15 protein-coding genes and 1 pseudogene are annotated in these 18,365 nt (G+C 74.8%); 6 read left to right on the plus strand and 10 right to left on the minus strand.

Annotated features, from left to right (window positions below):
* Nucleotides 1-70: 70 nt before the first annotated feature.
* On the plus strand, nucleotides 71-709 hold the full coding sequence (locus KMS84_RS12700; protein WP_256916280.1) for a hypothetical protein: 639 nt from the start codon (nucleotides 71-73) through the stop codon (nucleotides 707-709).
* A 79-nt stretch (nucleotides 710-788) separates the two neighbouring features.
* On the opposite strand, the gene KMS84_RS12705 is transcribed toward KMS84_RS12700, so the two are convergent.
* The 4 genes from KMS84_RS12705 to KMS84_RS12720 form a co-directional block, all read right to left on the minus strand.
* A complete protein-coding gene (locus KMS84_RS12705; protein ID WP_256916281.1) occupies nucleotides 789-1,610 on the minus strand; it encodes a MerR family transcriptional regulator in 822 nt (273 codons plus the stop codon).
* Between the two features lie 128 nt (nucleotides 1,611-1,738).
* Nucleotides 1,739-2,143, minus strand: a complete 405-nt coding sequence (locus KMS84_RS12710) for a type II toxin-antitoxin system PemK/MazF family toxin (RefSeq protein WP_256916282.1) — start codon at nucleotides 2,141-2,143, stop codon at nucleotides 1,739-1,741.
* A 184-nt stretch (nucleotides 2,144-2,327) separates the two neighbouring features.
* On the minus strand, nucleotides 2,328-3,257 hold the full coding sequence (locus KMS84_RS12715; protein WP_438818924.1) for a DUF4436 family protein: 930 nt from the start codon (nucleotides 3,255-3,257) through the stop codon (nucleotides 2,328-2,330).
* 215 nt (nucleotides 3,258-3,472) lie between these two features.
* Nucleotides 3,473-3,889: a hypothetical protein gene (locus KMS84_RS12720; protein ID WP_256916283.1), complete on the minus strand. Its 417-nt coding sequence runs from the start codon at nucleotides 3,887-3,889 to the stop codon at nucleotides 3,473-3,475.
* A 225-nt stretch (nucleotides 3,890-4,114) separates the two neighbouring features.
* On the opposite strand from KMS84_RS12720, the gene KMS84_RS12725 reads away from it, so the two are divergent.
* Nucleotides 4,115-5,131: an enoyl-CoA hydratase/isomerase family protein gene (locus KMS84_RS12725; protein WP_256916284.1), complete on the plus strand. Its 1,017-nt coding sequence runs from the start codon at nucleotides 4,115-4,117 to the stop codon at nucleotides 5,129-5,131.
* 64 nt (nucleotides 5,132-5,195) lie between these two features.
* Here KMS84_RS12725 and KMS84_RS12730 read toward each other — a convergent pair whose 3' ends face one another.
* Entirely contained in the window at nucleotides 5,196-5,621 is a 426-nt protein-coding gene (locus KMS84_RS12730; protein WP_256916285.1) for a DUF4267 domain-containing protein, read from the minus strand.
* 105 nt (nucleotides 5,622-5,726) lie between these two features.
* The gene (locus KMS84_RS12735; RefSeq protein WP_256916286.1) at nucleotides 5,727-6,173 is read right to left on the minus strand and encodes an anthrone oxygenase family protein; all 447 of its coding nucleotides are present in this window, start codon (nucleotides 6,171-6,173) and stop codon (nucleotides 5,727-5,729) included.
* Between the two features lie 91 nt (nucleotides 6,174-6,264).
* Between KMS84_RS12735 and KMS84_RS12740 the strand changes: the two genes are divergently transcribed.
* Nucleotides 6,265-6,843 (plus strand): TetR/AcrR family transcriptional regulator, encoded by a 579-nt coding sequence (locus tag KMS84_RS12740; RefSeq protein WP_256916287.1) that lies wholly within the window; start codon nucleotides 6,265-6,267, stop codon nucleotides 6,841-6,843.
* A 251-nt stretch (nucleotides 6,844-7,094) separates the two neighbouring features.
* Nucleotides 7,095-7,454, plus strand: coding sequence for a non-heme iron oxygenase ferredoxin subunit (locus tag KMS84_RS12745; RefSeq protein ID WP_256916288.1), 360 nt, complete (start codon nucleotides 7,095-7,097; stop codon nucleotides 7,452-7,454).
* Nucleotides 7,455-7,928: 474 nt separating this feature from the next.
* Here KMS84_RS12745 and KMS84_RS12750 read toward each other — a convergent pair.
* Nucleotides 7,929-8,347 (minus strand): annotated as a pseudogene (locus KMS84_RS12750) (VOC family protein).
* A 101-nt stretch (nucleotides 8,348-8,448) separates the two neighbouring features.
* On the opposite strand from KMS84_RS12750, the gene KMS84_RS12755 reads away from it, so the two are divergent.
* On the plus strand, nucleotides 8,449-11,784 hold the full coding sequence (locus KMS84_RS12755; protein WP_256916289.1) for an FtsX-like permease family protein: 3,336 nt from the start codon (nucleotides 8,449-8,451) through the stop codon (nucleotides 11,782-11,784).
* Between the two features lie 89 nt (nucleotides 11,785-11,873).
* Entirely contained in the window at nucleotides 11,874-14,702 is a 2,829-nt protein-coding gene (locus KMS84_RS12760; protein ID WP_256916290.1) for a hypothetical protein, read from the plus strand.
* Between the two features lie 44 nt (nucleotides 14,703-14,746).
* On the opposite strand, the gene KMS84_RS12765 is transcribed toward KMS84_RS12760, so the two are convergent.
* The 3 genes from KMS84_RS12765 to KMS84_RS12775 all read right to left on the minus strand — a co-directional run bounded on the left by KMS84_RS12765 (nucleotide 14,747) and on the right by KMS84_RS12775 (nucleotide 18,233).
* The gene (locus KMS84_RS12765; RefSeq protein ID WP_256916291.1) at nucleotides 14,747-15,751 is read right to left on the minus strand and encodes an ABC transporter ATP-binding protein; all 1,005 of its coding nucleotides are present in this window, start codon (nucleotides 15,749-15,751) and stop codon (nucleotides 14,747-14,749) included.
* 302 nt (nucleotides 15,752-16,053) lie between these two features.
* A complete protein-coding gene (locus KMS84_RS12770; protein WP_256916292.1) occupies nucleotides 16,054-16,785 on the minus strand; it encodes an ABC transporter ATP-binding protein in 732 nt (243 codons plus the stop codon).
* 113 nt (nucleotides 16,786-16,898) lie between these two features.
* Nucleotides 16,899-18,233: a glycosyltransferase gene (locus tag KMS84_RS12775; protein WP_256916293.1), complete on the minus strand. Its 1,335-nt coding sequence runs from the start codon at nucleotides 18,231-18,233 to the stop codon at nucleotides 16,899-16,901.
* Nucleotides 18,234-18,365: the final 132 nt, after the last annotated feature.

Genomic DNA, 18,365 nt, shown 5'->3' on the forward strand with positions numbered 1-18,365 from the left:
AGATGTGTATAAGGAGACAGTGAGTACGCGTACTCACGCGCGGCGGGCGGCTCGGTCCAAGACTTGGCGCATGACGCGAACCTCGCCCCAGGGCACCTCGGTTGCGGGCCTCCCCCGCCGCTCACTCACGCTCGTGACCACGGCTGTCGCCGCGCTGGGCCTCGCGGCCTGCGGCGCCGAGAAGACGCACACCGACGGGTCGCCGAGCAGGCCCGCAGCCGTCGCAGGGGCCGCCGGGGCGCGGACCGACCCGGCCTTCACGGCGATGCTGGACGAGGTCGCGCGGTCGTGTCCCCCCAGCGCCCCGCCCGAGGCGCCCCCGTCCGGTCCGGCGCACACCCTGCCGCCCGGCTCGGCCGTGACGCCGGACGTCGAACCCGTCGCCCCCACGGCAGGTCCGGAGGTCGAGTTGAACGCCCGCGACTGGTGCGCCGGCGCCCTCCACGAAGAGCGCCTCACCCAGGCGCTGTGGAATCTGGCCGATCCCACCCCGACCAAGGTCAGAAGGATTCTCCACGACCTCGGCTATGTCGACGCGCGCATCCACGACCTCGAGCAGTCCGGCGCCACCACGCGGTTCTTCCTCGACCTGCGGGACAGGGGCGGACGGCTCTGCCTGGAAGGCTCGGCCGCCGGCGAGGACACCGTCGTCGACAGGTGCGTGGCCCCCGCCGCCGGCCCTTTCACGGCCGGCGAGCGGCTGCGGTGAGGTCGTGAGCGGACCGGCCGGGCCGGCGCCCGAAGGCGTGCACCGGCCGGGCCGGAGCCGCGGTCGGAACCCCGGTCGGTCAGGCCGGGATCACGGGCGCCTGCAGCTCCGTCACCCAGTCGTCGCGATCGTCCGGGCACTCCAGGTTGACCTCCCGCGGATATCCCGTCGACCGGCAGCCGTTGGCGTCGATCCAGTGGGCCAGGGCCTGGGCGGTGGGGAGCACGGTGTCCATCGAGCCGTGGTGCACGATGGTGGCCGCCCGGTCGACGGCCGGCAGGTCGAGGATGCGCACGGCGCCGTCCTGGAGCGGGGCGGAGACCTGGACGGCGGCGTGGACGCTGATCCTGCCCGCGCCCTCGGGGGCGTCCTCGTAGTACGCGACGCCGGGACCCGTGGGGGTGATGCCGGCCGCGTCCAGGCGCCGGAACAACTCGTCGTAGAGCGGCCCGATGACCGGGCCGATGTCCTCGGGCTGGTAACTCGCGGCGGTCGCGGTCAGCTCCGCCACCCGGACGGAGGGGAGACTCTTGAGGACGACGTCGTTGGTGGGCATGTGCCCCTCGCTCTCGATCGCTCGGAGCCTCGCCTCGACCTGGGTCAGCCGTGCGCCCGCCGCCGCGATCGCGCTCTCCAGTTCGGCCCGCCGCAGCCGCAGCATCCCGCGCAGCTCCTCGGGGCCGACCTTGTCGTCCACGATGGCGTGGACCTGCTGGAGGGTGAAGCCGAGGTCCTTGAGCGCGATGATGCGGTTGAGGCGGGCCAGTTGGGCCGCGGTGTAGTGGCGGTAGCCGGTGGCGGGGTCGACGTGGGCCGGGTGCAGCAGTCCGGTCGCGTCGTAGTGACGCAGCATCCGGACCGAGACGCGGCCGTGCCGGGCGAAGTCTCCGATGGTGAACATGATGTCTCCGAGTCGACCGCCTGACACGGTGTGAGGGTCAAGAGCCGTCCCGTCCGGCCGGCGGGGCTGTGGGTGGATCGTCTCGCCGGAGGCCGCCCACGCCGTCGCGGGCGTCGGCTCCTCCCCGTCTAGCCGAGTTCGCCGCGTCGGAAGGCGTCCCTCATCTCGTGGAGCCTCGCGGTCGTCGCCGGGGTCGGCTCCGGTGCTCGTTCGGCGAGCCGGAGGGCAGCGTCGATCTCGCTGAGCTTCCTGGAGGACAGCACGGCCGCCCGCTCCACCAGGTCGTCCCGGGACACGACGGTCAGCCACGTGCACGGGGTGAACCCCGGACGTGGGAACGCGAGCCGCAGCACGCCTTCGAGCGGCAGCCCGTCACGGGCGCCGACCGTCACTTCGATGCCCAGACCGCTGATGTCGACGCCCGACGGAGCGACGACCTGCATCACCTGGAACCCGGTCGTGGCGTCTCCTGACAGCAGGACGACCAACCTCCGCTCGTCGAACCGGACCCACCAGACTTCGCCACGTTGCACAAGCCCTCCGATGCGCGGGACAGCAGCCGGACGCTCCGCGACCTGACGTGGTGGGGAGACGGGTGCGGCCACCGTTGATCATCGGCGTGCGCGGGCAAACGATCATGGGGTGGCCCCGGGTCACAGCGTAGACCCCGCCTGCCGTCGGGAGGCGGACAGGCGTGAAGCCGCTCGCGCAGGACGATCACGATCCACGGCCGGGGTGCTGGACGGCGGAAGGGCCGTCCGTGCGCAGGGCGGCGCGCAGTGCGGAGCGCACGCCGGTGGTGACCACGGTGATCAGGCACAGGGCGATGACCGTCTCGGCCCACAGGAAGGCGAACCAGTCCAGCACACAGCCGATCGGAGGCGTGCCGGGCGCGGTGTTGCGGAACGCCGCGAGGGCGAACAGCGTGGCGGCCATCCAGGCGAGGGCGGGCCAGACCAGGCCCTCGCCACGGCTGGTCAGATACCAGGCGCCGAGCAGCACGGACGCCGCCAACGCCCACATCACCGCCATCATGAAGACGGCGAAGACGAGAAGGCTCGCCGACCGGGACAGCCGCAGCGCCACGACGGCCTCGGGGCCCGACCCGGAAGACGTCGTGGAGGCGGCGAAGAGCGTGGCGTTGTTGGAGAAGTGCATCCGCACCGGCACCTGTTCGCCGCCCAGCACCGCCCAGAACTCGATGTCGGTCTCGTAGGAGTCGAAGGGGTAGTCGCTGATCGAACCGCCCGTGAGCGCGACCTGCACGTTCTTCGGCGCGAGTCGCTCGTGCGCCGGGAACGTCAGGTCGTCGAGGGTCGCCGTGGACGTCTGAAGGCCGAGGTCGGCCACCGGGGCGGTTCCCGCCTCCTCGCCGAACGCCCCGCGCGGAGTGACCCGGACCCGCAGGTCGAGTTCCCTGGCCGCCGCGTCGACGCCCTGCACGACGGCCTCCACGTCCACCCTGTCGGCCGCCTGCGATCCGACCGCGTGGACCGTGTCGTTCGCCTCCCGCTCGGTGTACTGCAACCACGACCCCACGGACACCGCCGTCAGGATCAGGGCCGCGATGGCCAGCAGGGCCGGCAGGATCGACGCCCCGAAGCGGCGGGGGCGACGCGGTCGGGGCGAGCCCGGGGGAGCGGCCAAGGTGACTCCGGCGAAGGGACGAGGGCGGGACGGCTCCCGCCGCTGCGCCGGGAACGGTCCCGTTCGCCCGCGCGGTGTGCGGGGGAGTGCCGGTCCACGGACGGGCACGGCTGCGCAGGAAGCTACGCTCCGGTCGCAGGCACCTACTGTAGGTGTTCGCCGGCCTGCCGCCGGGGAGGCGGTGAGCGCCGTCCGGGGCGTTCTCGCGGGCCGTCCTACGGGCCGCCCCACAACAGGCCGTCGTCGTCCGGGCGGCCGGTGTCCCTCAGCGTGGGGCCGAGGGCGCGGTGCAGGTCCCACGACGCGGTCCCGTCGAGCACCGTCACGCGGAGTCGGCCGTCGTCGGTGAGGGCCAGCGTCGCGTAGTGGCCCTGGGAGGCCGCAGTGGTGACCTCCTCGTAGGAGAAGGCGATCGAGTCCTCGGGGTAGTCGGCCGCGATCCTGCGGATCAGGGGTGTCAGCCGGTCGTCGGCCATGATGTCGTCGGCGAACACGACGGCGAGCCGGCCGGGGGCCAGGCGCCAGACGCGCAGCTGCACGGCGAGCCGGGGTTCGTCGGGAGGCCAGGGGTCCTCGATGCGGATCAGCTCGGGGGTCCCCCCGGTCGTGCCGTGATCGTCCGCCTGCGTCATGTCGTCTCGTCTCCCGTTCGGCCGGCCGTCAGAAGGGGCGGTGCCCGCGCCGCGGGCTGCCTACGCGTGCGGGCCGCGCAGGGTTCGGGCCGTGTTTCCGGCGGGAGCTTCGGTCCTCCGGGCTCCGTGCTCGTGAGCGCGGGCCCCGTGCCATGATCTTGAGGCGCCCGCCCCGGGGCGCCACGGCCCGGACCACCGGGTCCACGGAGAAGGAGACGACGGCCGATGACCGATACCGCTGCGGACGAGATCCTCGCCGACGTCCGCCGGGGCGTCGGCCGGATCCTCCTGAACCGGCCCAGGGCGCTCAACGCCCTGACGACGGACATGGTCGTCGCCCTCGACCGTGTGCTCGCCGAGTGGGAGCACACCCCGCTGACCGCCGTGGTGCTCGCGAGCACCGGCGCGAAGGCGTTCTGCGCCGGCGGAGACATCCGCACGATCCGCGAGCACAGCCTCGCCGGGGATGCCGGGGCCAGCGAGCGGTTCTTCGCCTCCGAGTACCGGCTCAACGCCCGCATCGCCGGGTACCGCGTGCCGTTCGTGTCGCTCGTCGACGGCCTGTGCATGGGCGGCGGTCTCGGACTCTCCGTCCACGGCGCCTTCCGGGTCGTCACCGAGCGCGCTGTGCTGGCGATGCCCGAGACGGGGATCGGGTTCTTCCCGGACGTCGGGGCCAGCCACTTCCTGCCGAGGCTGCCCGGCGCGATCGGCATGTACCTGGGCCTCACCGGGAGCCGGCTCGACGCGGCCGACGCCCTGTACACGGGCCTGGCCACGCACTTCGTGCCCGCCGACGGAGTCGAGGCGGTCGCGGACGCCCTGGCCGACGCACCGGGTGAACCGGTCGACGTGGTCCTGAACCGCCTCGCCGGCCGTTCCCCGGTGGCGGAGAGCGGGCTGGCCGCCGTGCGCGGGGACCTGGACCGGGCGTTCGGCGCGGCGACCCTCGGCGAGATCGAGAAACGCCTGCGCGGCCTCGGCACCCCCTGGGCGACCGCCGCCCTGGCCGCCCTGGAGGCGGCTTCGCCGCAGAGCCTGGAGATCACGCACGACCTGCTGGCCCGGGGCAGGCAGCGCACGTTGCGCGAATGCCTCGACGCCGAACTCGCCCTCACCCGCACGACTATCCGCACGCCGGACTTCCTGGAAGGCGTGCGAGCGGCCCTGGTCGACAAGGACCGCGCTCCTGTCTGGCAGCGGTCACGTCCGTCGCCCGCCGGAGGGACGCACCCGGCCTGAGGAGGCTCGCGGTGCCCGTCCCGGCGGGCGTCGGCAGGCGCGTGACGGCACGGCCGCGTTGGCGTCAGGCGGGCTGCGGGGCGTGCGCTGGCCCCGTGGCCGTGGCCTTGCGGGTCTCGCGCAGGAGCAGCAGACCGTTGACCGTCATCAGCGACGCGGTCAGGCCGTGGACGCCGAACGCGGTGGCCACGGAGCCGTGGTGGCCCAGCACCGTGGCCATGTCGCCGTACGCGGCGAGGGCCTCCACCAGCAGTGCCAGGCCCAGCGCCCGGCGGTGGCCCGTCACCAGCAGGACGCCCAGGACCAGCGCCAGGACGACGTCGCGGATTCCCTTGACGACGAGGAAGCCGTCGCCGTCGCCGGACGGCCATCTCGGCAGGCCGAAGCCGGGCGCCGTCGTCTGCGGGCTCAGGACGAACTCCGTCCCGAACCAGAGGATGAAGAGGATGAAGCCGGTGGCCAGAACGGTGTTGAGCGTCTTGAGGGGCATGGTTCGTCTCCTTGCGGGTCTTCGTCGACGTCGTGCGCTGCGGGGAGCCTGCTGAGCCGTGCCGGGTCCGGTCGGCCGTGCGGGCGCGGCCGACCGCGGGAGGGGTCACGTGAGGGCGGCGACCAGCAGGGCGAAGGCGCCGACGATGACGGCGACGCGGACGTAGTGCCAGCGCTCCCACCGGTTCAGCTGCTCCTTCCAGTCCGCGGGCCGGTTCTCGGGCGTCCAGGTCTTGTTCCGGTTGTTGATCGGGACGAGCAGCAGGACCGACATGATCACGCTGAGGAGCAGCAGTGCGGCGGAGGCCACGACCAGGCCGGCGCCGTCGTGGTGCCGTCCGGCGGCGGCCCAGACCGCCACGAGGGCGAGCGAGCCGATGTACCAGACCGGCATGACGGCGCCGAGCATCCGGCCCCCGTGGGCCTTGCCGAGCTGACCGGCGTCGCCGGGGAGGGCGTCGAAGATCGGGTTCATGACGAAGGCGACGGCGAACTCGACCCCCACCATCACACCGACGACCACGACGGTGAACACCTCAAGTGCGTTGAACATGACGGTCCTTCCGGATATCTAGCGTTGCTAGCTGTCGAGGTAACGCTAGTACTGCTGCCGCTCAGTTGTCTAGCGGTGCTAGGATCGAATCATGTCGGTACAGGAACGCAAGGAACGCGAGCGGGCGGCCCGCGAGCGCCTCATCGTGGCCACGGCCCGCGAACTCGCCGAGCAGCAGGGCTGGGACGCGGTCACCACGCGCCGGCTCGCCGAGCGCATCGAGTACAGCCAGCCCGTGCTCTACAGCCACTTCCGCGGCAAGCGCGAGATCATCGGCGCCGTCGCCCTCCAGGGCGCCGCCGAGCTGGCCGTCGCGCTGCGCGCCGCGACCTCCGCCGCGGACGGTCGCCGCGCCCGGGTCACCGCCCTCGCCCGCGCCTACCTCGACTTCGCCGAGCGCCATCCGGCGGTCTACGACGCCCTGTTCCAGCTCGACGGCGGCCTCGCCTACGCACGGGAGGACACCCCCGAACCGCTCAAGGACGCCTTCGCCGCCCTGCTGGAATGCCTCGGCGAGGTCGCCGGGGACGGCGTCCACCCGGGGGTCTTCACCGAGGTGGTCTGGGCGTCGCTGCACGGGATCGCGACCCTCACCCGTGCGGGTCGCCTGCCTCCGGAACTGGCCGCGCAGCGGGTGGAGCTGCTGGTGGACCGTCTCCCCGTGCTCTGACACGGCACTCCGGCGCCGTGCTCGGACACGGCGCTCCGCCCCCCCCCGCCCGCGGGGCCGCGCCGGCGGCCGGAGGACCGGATCCCTCGGACGAGTGCGGCTCAGGCCGCGGTCGGGTCCGCCTCCAGGCGGCATCGCTAGCGTCGGTGGCCAGCGACGATCGCGCGCGTGACGCCCATGCCCGTGCGGCCCGCCCGTGGACCCGCGTGAAGCGTACGGCCGGCCGTGCCATGAACGAACCGAGGAGTCCGATGTCCACCAGCGGATACACGTACCTGTGCCGGATCGAGGCGCTTCAGGAGGGGGTTCCCCGGCGGTTCGAGGCGCAGGGGGTGCCCGTGTCGTTGGTGCTGACGGGTGGCGAGGTGTTCGCGATCCACGACCTGTGCTCGCATGCCGCCGTCTCGCTGTCGGAGGGGGAGGTGGAGGACTGCGCGGTCGAGTGCTGGCTGCACGGTTCCCGCTTCGACCTGCGCAGCGGAGAGCCCCTCGATCCGCCGGCGACCCGGCCCGTCCCGGTGTATCCCGTGACCGTGGAGGACGGATCGGTCCACGTCGACGTCCGCGACAGCGTGCTGTCGCCTCAACTGGACGGCGGCGCACAGCAGTAGGAGCGGCCCGGGCGGCGAACGCGTCCCGGGTGGGCGGCGGCGCGATGCCCTGCTTCCTCACGGGGCCGAGCATCACCGTCCCACGGGACGTGTCCATGCCGCACGGCAACGGCCTCGCCCAGGTGGACAAGGCCGCCGACGAACCGCGCGAGGCCGGGCCCCGGACGAGGTCGCGTCGTCCGCGCACGCGGTCATCGGCCTGCCCGGCGATGCCGCCGACGCCGCGGCCTCGCCGGGCCGCCCGCCGGCCGTCGACCGCGGGCCGGGCAACCGGACCCACACCGTGCCGCCAGGCCCGGCAGGACCGCCTGCGGCGGACTCCGAAGCGATGGCCGCCACCGTGGCCTGTGCCGTCGCTCTCCGCGGCGACCGGGGAGAGCCTGCCGACCCCGGAAGAACCCAGGCGGTCGACTGCCCCGGCGCCCCGGCCGTGCCCGCCCCGGCCGTGCCCGCCCCGATCCGCCGGGGCGGCTCTCAGCTCTCGGGGGCGCCCGCCCCACGGGACGGTGCCAGGGTTCGCAGGACGTCGAACTCGTTGCCCTCGGGGTCGGTCATGACCACCCAGCTCTGACCGGGTTCCCAGCCCACGGGGGCCCTGGCGGCGCCGAGGCCGAGCAGTCCGGCCACCTCGTCGTCGGTGCTGCCGTCGATCGGGCTGACGTCCAGGTGGAGCCGGTTCTTCACGGTCTTGCCTTCGGGCACCTGGACGAAGAGCAGGGCGGGCGGCATCTGGCGGGCCCGGAGGGCCGGACCTCCTCGGCGGTCGGCTCCCGCGAGCCGATCTCGACCTTGCCCTCACTCCGGTCGATCACCTCGAAGCCCAGGACCGCACACCAGAAGGCCGCGAGTCGCTCCGGATCGTGGGAGGGCCTTGCCGGTGTCCTCCGTCGCACCGGCGATTCTTGTGCGGTCTTGGTGCCGCCTGGTAGGACTGTGACACGCCGTCACCGTCACATGTTCGATTCTGCGGGGGTTGCATGTGGCCGCCACGGCCTTGACTTCTTCGCCTCGGCCACGCCCGGGCGCCCCGCGCCCTCCTCGACGGCGGCTGCCCGCCGCGGTCAGGCGGGCCGCACAGCACGGGCCGGCGCTGGCCGCCGTCTCGCTGACCGTGCTGCTGTGCGCCACCGCGCTGGCCGCGCTCGCGGCCCTGGCCGGGAGTTCCGTGCAGGCAGGCGCCGTGCGGAGGCTGGCCGGCCACCTCGACGCGCAGGTGAACGTCACCGCGTCCTTCCGGGCCGGCGGAATGGCCGCCGCCGACCGGGACGTCCGGGCCGCCGCCGAGCGGGTGTTCGCCGGGGCGCCGCAGCGGACCTACGTCGGCCTGCTGGGCGTCTCGCCGGTCTCGGTGACGGGGATCGGCGACCGGGCCGACCCGCCGCGCGCTCCCGGAGCCGGTGGGCTGCACCCCGTCGCCGTCCAGAGCGCCGGCACGTTCGGCCGGCTGGTCGCCGGGCGATGGCCGGCCGGTACGGCCGACGCGCCGAGCGCCGCGTTCACCTCCCTTCCCGCCGTCAGGGTCGCCACCGGATCCACCGCCCCGGTCGACGCGGCCGTGCCCGACGCGCTGGCCCGGCGTCTGGGCGTCGGGCCCGGTAGCGCCGTGCGGGTGGAGGACGCCTTCGGGCGCGCCATGACCGTACGGATCACCGGCGTCTTCCGGGCACGCGGCGCCGTCGGGTTCTGGCCTGCCATGGCCGGTGACCTGACCCCCGGCGAAACCGCCGACCAGAGCCTGCTCGTGGTGTCGGCGCAGGCCCTCAACGGCAGCGCCGTCCTGAACGGACACCTGACGGCCCGCTGGAGCGTGCAGCCCGACTTCCCCCGGATCGACGCGGACAGCCTCCCCGGGCTCCACGAACGGCTGCGCGCGTTCTCCGGGAGCCGCAGTCGCGTCTCGGTGTTCGGCGGACGGCAGCCGTCGCTGGACGACCTGACCGTGGTCTCCGGCCTGCCGCGAGCGATCGACGACCTGACGGTGCCCACGGTCGCGGCCCGCTCCTCGCTGTACCTGCCGAGCGTGATGCTGGCGGCCCTCGCCCTGGCCACCCTGGTCCTGGCCGCACGTCAGCTGACGGTGCGCCGGCGCGACGAACTGGCTCTCCAGCGGGCCAGGGGCGCCGGCGCCGCGCGGCTCCTGGCGGGCGCCGCGGCGGAGTGGGCGCTCACCGGCGTCCCGGCCGCTGTCGCCGCGCCCTTCCTCGCCGGACTGCTGCACCCCGGCGCCCGGGGCACGGGCGCGTGGGCGGCGGTGGGGCTGACCCTGCTGGTGCATGCCGCGGCGGTGCTGCTGCCCGTACTGCCGTCGACACGGCAGCGGCCGGCCCGGGGCGCGCGGGCCGCCGCCGCGCAGCGACTGGGCGCCGACCTGGCCCTGGCGGCCGTCGCCGTCCTGGGGTATCTGGAACTGCGGCGGCGCCACTCGCTGCTGGCGGGCTCGGGGACCGGCGGCGCGGCCGCGGACCCGGTGCTGGTCCTGGTGCCGACCCTGGTGGCGGGCGCCGCGGCGCTTGTGCTGTTACGGCTGCTGCCGCTGGGCTCCCTTGCGCTGGACGCGTTCGGACGTCGTAGCCGGGGCCTCGTCCTCGCGCTGGCCGGCTGGCAGCTGGGCCGGCGGGCCGCGCGCAACGCGGGACCGGTGGTGCTGATGTGCCTCGCCGTGTCGGTGAGCGCCTTCGCGACCACCGCCCTGGCCTGCCTCGGCGCCCTGGCCCACGAGGAGGCCGCGTTCACCGTCGGCGCGGACCTGCGGATCGCGCCTTCGGCGGCCGGCACCTACCCCTCCTCCGTCCTGGGCGCCGCCTATCGCGCGCTGCCGGCGGTGACCGCCGTGACGCCGGTGACGCGGTCGACGGTGAACCTGCCCGGCGGCGCCACCGAGGACCTGGTCGGCATGATCGGCGGACCCGCGCCCCGCACCCCGTCGCCGGACGTCCACGGCATACGGCTGCCCGGGCGTCCGACCGCGCTCCTGCTGGACGAGCGGCTGAGCAGCGACGGCGACCGGGCCGCGCCGGGCATCGAGCTGACCGTGCAGGACGCCTCCGGTCTCGTGAGCACGGCGACCGCGCACCTGCCCCCCGCCGACGGAGCCCGGCACACCGTCGTCGTCCCCCTCGCGGTGGCGCTGAGCGGCGGCCACCCCAGGCAATACCCGCTGACGGTGACCGCCGTCGGCCTCAGCCCGCAGCCCGACACCCGCCCCGCCCGACTGGACCTGGAACTCCTCCGGTTGGGCGCGCGCGGCGCCGTGGACGCCTGGGTGGCCCGGCTGCCCCGTGGACAGGCCTGGGCCGACGGCACGGACCACGCCGCCGACTCCACCTCGGGCGCATGCGCGGGAAAGCCCACCGGCGGCTACGAGCCCGGCACCCCCGGGGTGTGCTCCGTCGGTCCCGCCGGCTCCGACGTGCTGCGGACCACCGTCAGCACCGGTGTCAGGCCCTCCCGTGCCGTCGACGACGCCCTCGGCGGCGGCCTGACCGACAGCGACTACGACACCCGGCCCGCCGGCCGGGTACGGCTCGTCGCCGGCCCGGCCGGCCGGCCCGCGCCGCTGCCGGTGCGCGCCGACGCCACGACGCTGAGCGCCGCGCGCCTGAGCGTGGGCGCCACCACCACCCTGGATCTGGGAAGCGCCCGCATCACGGCCGAGGTGGTGGGCCGCGTCGAGTCACCGCCCGGACTCGGGCGCGGACAGGGGCATCTGATCGCCGACCAGCGTCAGCTCGCCGCCGCGATGACGCGGGCCGGCGCCGACCCGGTGGATCCCGCGTTCTGGTGGCTGAGCAGCACCGACAGCGCGCGCACGGCCGCCGCCGCCGAGGCGCGGCCCGCGCTGGGCCGCGTCACCACCACAGCGCGTACCGCAGCCGCACTGCAGGCGGACCCGTTCCGCGGCGGACTGCGCCGGGTGCTGGAACTCGTCCGCTTCATGGCCCCCGGCTTCGCGGTCATCGCCTTCACCGTGCACGCCGTGGTCTCCACCCGGCAGCGCCGCAAGGAGTTCGCCCTGCTGCGGGCGATCGGCGTCCGCGCCGGAAGCCTGTCCGCGCTGCTGGGCGCCGAGCAACTGGGCCTCGCCCTGTTCGCGGTGGTCCCGGGGGCGCTGATGGGCATGGCCCTCGCGTCGGCGGTGCTGCCGCTCGTCACCGTGGACGACACCGGACAGGCGCCCTATCCGCCGCTGCCCCTGGTCATGCCCTGGGCGACCGTGGCGCTCGTCGCGGTGGCCACCGCCGTCGCCATCGGCGCGGTCGTGCCGGCGCTGGCCCGGCTGCTGTCACGGGTGGACCTGGTGCGGGTGCTGCGAGCGGGGGAGGACCGATGAGTCCGCGGCCCGACACGACGCACGGGGACGGCCCCGGGCACGACCGGAGAAGCGAGGACGGCCTCGGACACGGCCGGAAGGGACGTACCGTGACGGGAACCGCGGGCGCGGGCGCGGCGGTGACGCGGCGTCTGATACGCAGGGAGACCCGCGGCGATCTGCCGCTGCTGGCCTGCCTGGCGGCCGTCGTCCTGGCCCTCTCGGCGCTCTGCGCGTGGGCCCCCGCCTACGCGGGCGGCCAGGAGGACCGGGCACTGCGGCAGCGCGTCGACGCCTCGCAGGCACAAGCTCCCCTGATCAGCCTGAGCACCACACCCGAGGTCTTCGACACCGTGCCGCCCGCGCTGGACGCGGCCGGCCTGCTGCGCGCCGGCGCCACCCTCACCGAGCAGCTCACCGGTCCCGCCGCGCGTCACGTGAGCGTCATCGGCGGCAGCTACGACTACGACCAGGCGTCCCTCATCTCCCCGCGGCCCCCGGGTCCGGCGAACACCGGCACCCGGCTGGGGCTCACCTACCTGCCGTCCGCTCGCGCCCACCTGCACTACGTCAGCGGCCACCCGCCGGCCGACCGCACGCCGTTGGGCACGGCGCCCCAGATCGGGTTGTCGCAGGCCTCCGCCCGGGCGCTCGGGGTGCGGGCGGGCAGCCGGCTGACCGTCGAGTTCGCCAGGACCCTCGGCGTGCAGGACGCACCGCCCCACGCGACGCTGCTCGTGAGCGGCGTCTACCTCGCCACGGCCGCCGGTGACGACTTCTGGTCGGGCCGCGAGACACTGGACCAGCCGTCACGCTACCCGGCCGAGCACTCCGCCGGCACGGTGCTCGCCGTGCGCGGACTCGTCGGCCTCGACGCGGCCGACCTGCTGGCCGGCGCCGGAGTCGGCGGCCCCCGGACGACCTGGCAGCTGCGCGCCGACCTGTCCGGGCCGGCGCTCGAGCGGGCCCGCGCACTGACCGGCCCGCTGTCCCACTACAGCGCGGACCTGAGCGCGGCCCTGTGCCAGGGAGCCGACCCCGTCACCGGCGAGCTCGGCTGCCACGTCGGCGGCCAGGCCACCGGCCCCCTCCTGGTCGTCGACTCCCTGACACCGCTGCTCGCCGCCTTCACCGCGCAGGACCGACAGGCCAGAGACCTGGCGACGTTCGCCGTCGACGCGCTGGCCGCGGTCGCCCTGGCCACCGTCACCGTCGCGGTACGGCTGCTGCTGCGCCGGAGGCAGGCGCATCTGCGACTCCAGCGCGCGCGGGGCGCGTCCACCGTGCGGCTGGTGCTGCTGCGCTGCGCCGTCGCCTGGCCGGTCGTCGCGGTCGCCGCACTGCTCGGCTGGGCGGCCGGAGAGGCCCTCGCACCCGGCGGCACGTCCGGATCGCCACAGCCGGCGACGGCCGCCCTCGTCGCCTCGACGGTGGCGCTGACGGTGCCGCTGATGACCTGGCTCGCGGTCCGCGAACCGCGCAGAACCGCCCGACCGCGCCGCTCACGCCCGAACATCGCCGTCGGCCGGCGCGTGGTCCTGGAACTGACCGTGCTGATCGCGACGGCGGCGGGCGTGGTCGCGCTGCGCTCGCAGGGCCCCGACGGCATTCTCGGCGCCGTGCCGGTCCTGGTGGCGCTGACCGTCGTCCTCGCCCTGCTGCGGTGCTACCCGTTCGTGCTGCGCCTGGTGCTGCGGCAGGCCCGGCGCAGCCGGGGCACCGTGGGCTTCATCGGGGCGGCCCGGGCCGCCCACGACGCCCCGGCGACCGGGCTGGCCCTGTTCGTCCTGGTCCTGACCCTGGGGACGGCCGTGTTCGGCGGCCTCGTGCACCGTACGGTCGACGACGGTCTGGCCACGGGAGCGGCCTGGACCACCGGCGCCGACGCGAGCGCGACCGTGGCCGGGACCGTCACGCCCGCATCGGACACCCGCGCCGCCGGAACACGCACCGCCCTCCAGCATCTGTACACCCTGAGCCTGGCGGGCCGGGCGGACGGCGCGGTGATCTCACCGGTCGCCGTGGTCGCGGTGGACCCGGAGCAACTGGCCGCCGTCGCCCCGAAGTCACCGCTGGCCGCCACCCTGCGGGCCCGGCTGACCACGGGCGCCCGAGCCGACGAGAACGCGCCCCTGCCCGCCCTCCTCTCGCCCGACCTGCGGGCGAGCGAGCCCACCGGAGGCTTCACCGGCACGGTCGTGCCCGACGGACAGCGCCCGAGGGACCTGACCTTCACGCCGGTCGGCACCCTCGGTACCGCCGCACTGCACGACCCGCTCCTGGGGCCGGTCACGGCTCAGATCCCCGCCGGGACACCCCTGCTGATCACCACCGCCGGAGCCGCACGCCTGATGCCCCCACAGCCCTCGGGGAGCACCGTCCTGCTCCTCGAGGGCGACACACCCGCCGCCGCGCGACCCGCCGCGCTGCGGTCGGCGGCGGCCAGGGCGCTGGGGCCCCAGGCCCGCATCCGCGTCCGCTCCGAGACGCTGAGCGCTCTGCGCGAGGACGGCCTGACGCGGGGACTCGGCACGGTCTACACGGCCGGCTCGATCCTCGCCGCCCTGGCGGGCCTGCTCGCGCTCGTCCTGGAACTGACCCTCACCTCGCACGAGCGCAGCCGCACGACCTCCTTCCTGCGCACCCTCGGACTCGGCGCAGGGGAGGCCGGGATCCTGCACTTCCTGCAACTGCTGCCGCTGGCGCTCGCCTCGGCGGTGGGCGGCACCCTGCTCGGACTGCTCGAACCACGTCTCCTGGCGCAGACGTTGGACCTGCGGCAGTTCACCGGCGGGCCGGCCCAACCGGCACTGCACACCGACTACTCACTGACCGTCGTCCTCATCGCCGGCGTGACCGTGCTGATCCTCGCCGCCGCGGTCACCGAGGCCTTCGTGGCCCGTCGACGCGGGCTCGGAGCCGTACTGCGCCTCGCGTGACGCCACGGGCGGTGACGCCCGCCGGACCGCCCGCCCCGGCGCGCTCACCGACCGGAGCCACCGCCCGCCGCGACGTCCTGCGCGTCCAGCGCCTCCTGTGCGTCCGACGCCTCCTGCGCCTGTGCCCGCGCCCGTCGCGCGGCCTCGTCGGGCCACACCCCCACGTGGTCGCTCTCCAGCACGAGCCGCACCCGCTTGCGCAGGTGCAGCCGCTCGGTGAACTCGCCCGGCAACTGGAGCCGGCCGCTGCCGTCCAGCACCGCGTACTCCTGCGCGGTGCGCACCTCGACGCCGTCCTCACCGGTGGCGACCCGGCGCAGCACCTCGGTCGACGTGCGCCCGTCGCGGATCCGCACGGTGCGCTGCACCTGCTCGGACACGAGTGCGTCATGGGTGACCACGACCACGGTCACGCCCAGCTCCTCGTTGGCCCGGCGCAGCGCGGCGAACACCTCGTCGCTGGTGGCGGTGTCGAGTTCACCCGTGGGTTCGTCGGCGAACAGGACCCGCGGCTCGTTGGCGTTGGCGACGGCGATGGCGACCCGCTGCTGCTCGCCGCCCGAGAGCGTGTCGGGAGTGCGGTCCCGGCAGTGGCCCACGGACAACAGGTCGAGCAGTTCCTCCGCCCGGGCCCGGCGCCGGGAGCGCCTGATCCCGGCGTACGTCATCGGAAGCATCACGTTCTCGGCCGCCGAGAGGTACGGCAGGAGGTTGCGGGAGGTCTGCTGCCAGACGAAGCCCACCGTGCGCCGCCGGTAGTCGAGCCGCGCCCTGCGCTTCATCGTCAGCAGGTCGTGCCCGGCGACCTCGGCGCCGCCCGCGGTGGGCACGTCCTGGCCGGAGAGTATGCCCAGCAGGGTCGACTTGCCCGAACCGGATGCGCCGACCACCGCGATCATCTCGCCCTCGGCCACGGTCAGGTCGAGGCCCTGGAGGGCCTGCACCTCGACGCCCTCGCTCCGGTAGATCCGCACCAGGTTCTCGCACACGACGAGTCCCGCCTCGCGCCGCGGGGCGGCGGCCACGGCCCGCCGCCGTAGCTCGTCCAAGTCCGTTGCCCCGGTGGGGTGTTCGTGAACCGGCACACGGCCCTCCGGGGTAGGTGAGATCTGTGGACAACGCTGTCGGGCAGTGGTCAGGGTAGTGCGGAAGCCGGCACGAGGGGCCGGATCGGCCGGTTCGGTGGCGTGCGCGCCGATCACGCGGCACGCCGGGCCGCTGCCGGAGCCGACGAGCCGAGCGGCGTCCACGCGGACACCCTCCGCACGTGGAGCAGCGGCCGTCCTGGCTCGGCGAGACGACGTCGACGTGCGCCCGGCCCCGCTTCGGTCGTTCGTCGGCGCGCAGGTGGTCAGGCGTCCTCGACGATGCGGCCGTCGCGGAGTTCGAGCACGCGGTCCGCCAGTGCCAGGAGCTGCGTGTCATGGGTGGCGACGAGGGCGGTGACGGATTCGCTGCGGACGACGGCGCGCAGCAGGTTCATCACCGTGAGGCCGGTGTCGGCGTCGAGCTGGCCGGTGGGCTCGTCGGCGATGATCAGGGCCGGGTTGTTGGCGAGCGCCCGGGCCACCGCCACCCGCTGCTGCTGACCCCCGGAGAGCTCGCCGGGCCGCTGGCCGGCATGCTCAAGGAGGCCGACCAGGGAGAGCAGCAGGCTCACGCGGGCCTCGCGTTCGCGGGCCGGGACCTTCCGCAGACGCAACGGAACCCCGACGTTCTCCGCGGCGGTCAGCACAGGGATGAGACCGAAGGACTGGAAGACGAAGCCGATGCGGTCGCGGCGCAACGCCAGCAGGCCGTCCTCGCCGAGCCCGGCCACGTCGGTGCCGTCCACGGTGATCCGGCCGCCGTCCGGAGCGTCGAGGCCGCCGACGAGGTTGAGGACGGTGGTCTTGCCCGAGCCTGAACGCCCCCTCAGAGCGACGAGTTCGCCGCGCGCAACCGTGAACGACACACCGCGCAGGGCGTGTACGGCGGTGTCGCCGCTGCCGTAGGTACGGCGCAGGTCCTCGACCACCACCATGTCCCCGGCCGGCTCCCTGACGCCCGACGCGGCGCCGTGTCCGCTCGGTTGCTCGCGCATGTGCCCTCTCCCGCCCCGCCACGATCGGGGCGGTCCTGGATCCGCACCGTAGGCCATGCCGGGCCTCCGCCGGAAGGCCGAGCAGTGACACACCGCCGGGGGACGCCGCCTCGTCAGTCGCGGGCGGTCCGCTCCCGCATGGCGTCGAGGAGGTGGCGGGCGCCCCACATCGGTCCGCGCCGGCGGACCTCGCGGGAAAGCCGCGTGACCGCCGGACGGGTGGCGGCCAGTGCGTCCAGGGCGGCCGGGACATCGCCGGGGGCCAGCGCGTTGGGATCGGCGACGACGCCCACGCCGGCGCGTTCGGCGTCGCGCGCCACCGCGAACTGATCGCTGGAGAACGGCAGGACGAGCGCCGGGACTCCCGCTCGGACGCACTCGGTGAACGAGTTGTTGCCGCCGTGATGCACCATGGCGTCCACATGCTCCAGGAGCGCCTGCTGCGGGACGACGGGCTCCACCACGGCCCGGTCCCCGACGAGGTCGTGCAGCCGGTCGCTCCGCCCGCCCGCCGCGGCGATGACGGCCGTGTCCTTCGTGCCGTCCAGGACGCCGGCGACGATCGCGCGCAGCACGTCGTCCCGTGCGGACAGGAACGTGCCCAGGGCGACCAGGACGACGCGCTCGTAGCGGCCGCGCAGCCGCTCGACACGCGCGCGCCACCCGGCGTCCAGGGCGGCAGGGGCGAGGACGGTGTGCCCGGTGTACAGCGCCCGTGGGCCCGGGGGCGGCCCGGGCAGCCAGGGCAGCCGCGGATACGCGTAGACGACGGCATGCGGCGAGGTCAGGGCGAAGGCCCGCCCGGGCGGGGGAGCGGTCGGCGCGTGCACGCGTGCGAAGTCCTCGAACAGGGCGGTGAACGCCCGGTCGTTCGCCCGGGCCGCCGCCAGCACGGCGGCACGGTCCTGAGGGCTCGGGCGGAGGGCACGAGGCCAGTCGTAGGGCACGCCGAAGTACGCCTCGTCGTCGGAGAGGACGTAGCTGGGATGACCGGGGCAGAAACTGGCGTGGCGAAGGCGCAGGCAGTGCAGCGCCAGGGTGACGGCGTAGCTCAGCTGGTCGACGACGTACCAGTCGGGACGCACGCGTTCGTGCAGCTCCGCGATGCCGCGGAGCACCCCTTCGGGGTCCGCGAGCATGTCGCGTCGGCGGTGACGGGCCTGGGTGAGCAGCGCGGCAGTGGCGCTGACACGCGTGGCGTCGAGGAACTCGGCCAGGCGGGCCTCCTCCTCGCTCTCCTGCCGCGTCGCCTCGGCCACCCCCGTGTTCGCGTTGCGTGTCACGACGAGCGGTTCGAAGGCGACGCCCGCCTCGTGGGCGAGGCCGGCGAAATCCGGGGCGCACGCGAAGTGCACCGCGGCCCCGTTCTCGCGCAGCGCCGCCGCCAGTGCCGCCAGCGGCCGGGCATGCGACAGGAAGGGAGGGCTGACCACCACGATGCGCTCCACGGCGTCCTTTCGTCCGGCGGCCCGCGTCGCCGTCCCGGGGCCGGGACGGCAGGCGCATCGTAGCCGCGCCGACGGCTCGCCCGCGCGTGGCGTCGGACACCCCCGCGAGGTGCATCCGGACCGCGGCCGGAT

The organism is Streptomyces hilarionis (assembly GCF_024539675.1).
GTDB lineage: Bacteria > Actinomycetota > Actinomycetes > Streptomycetales > Streptomycetaceae > Streptomyces > Streptomyces hilarionis.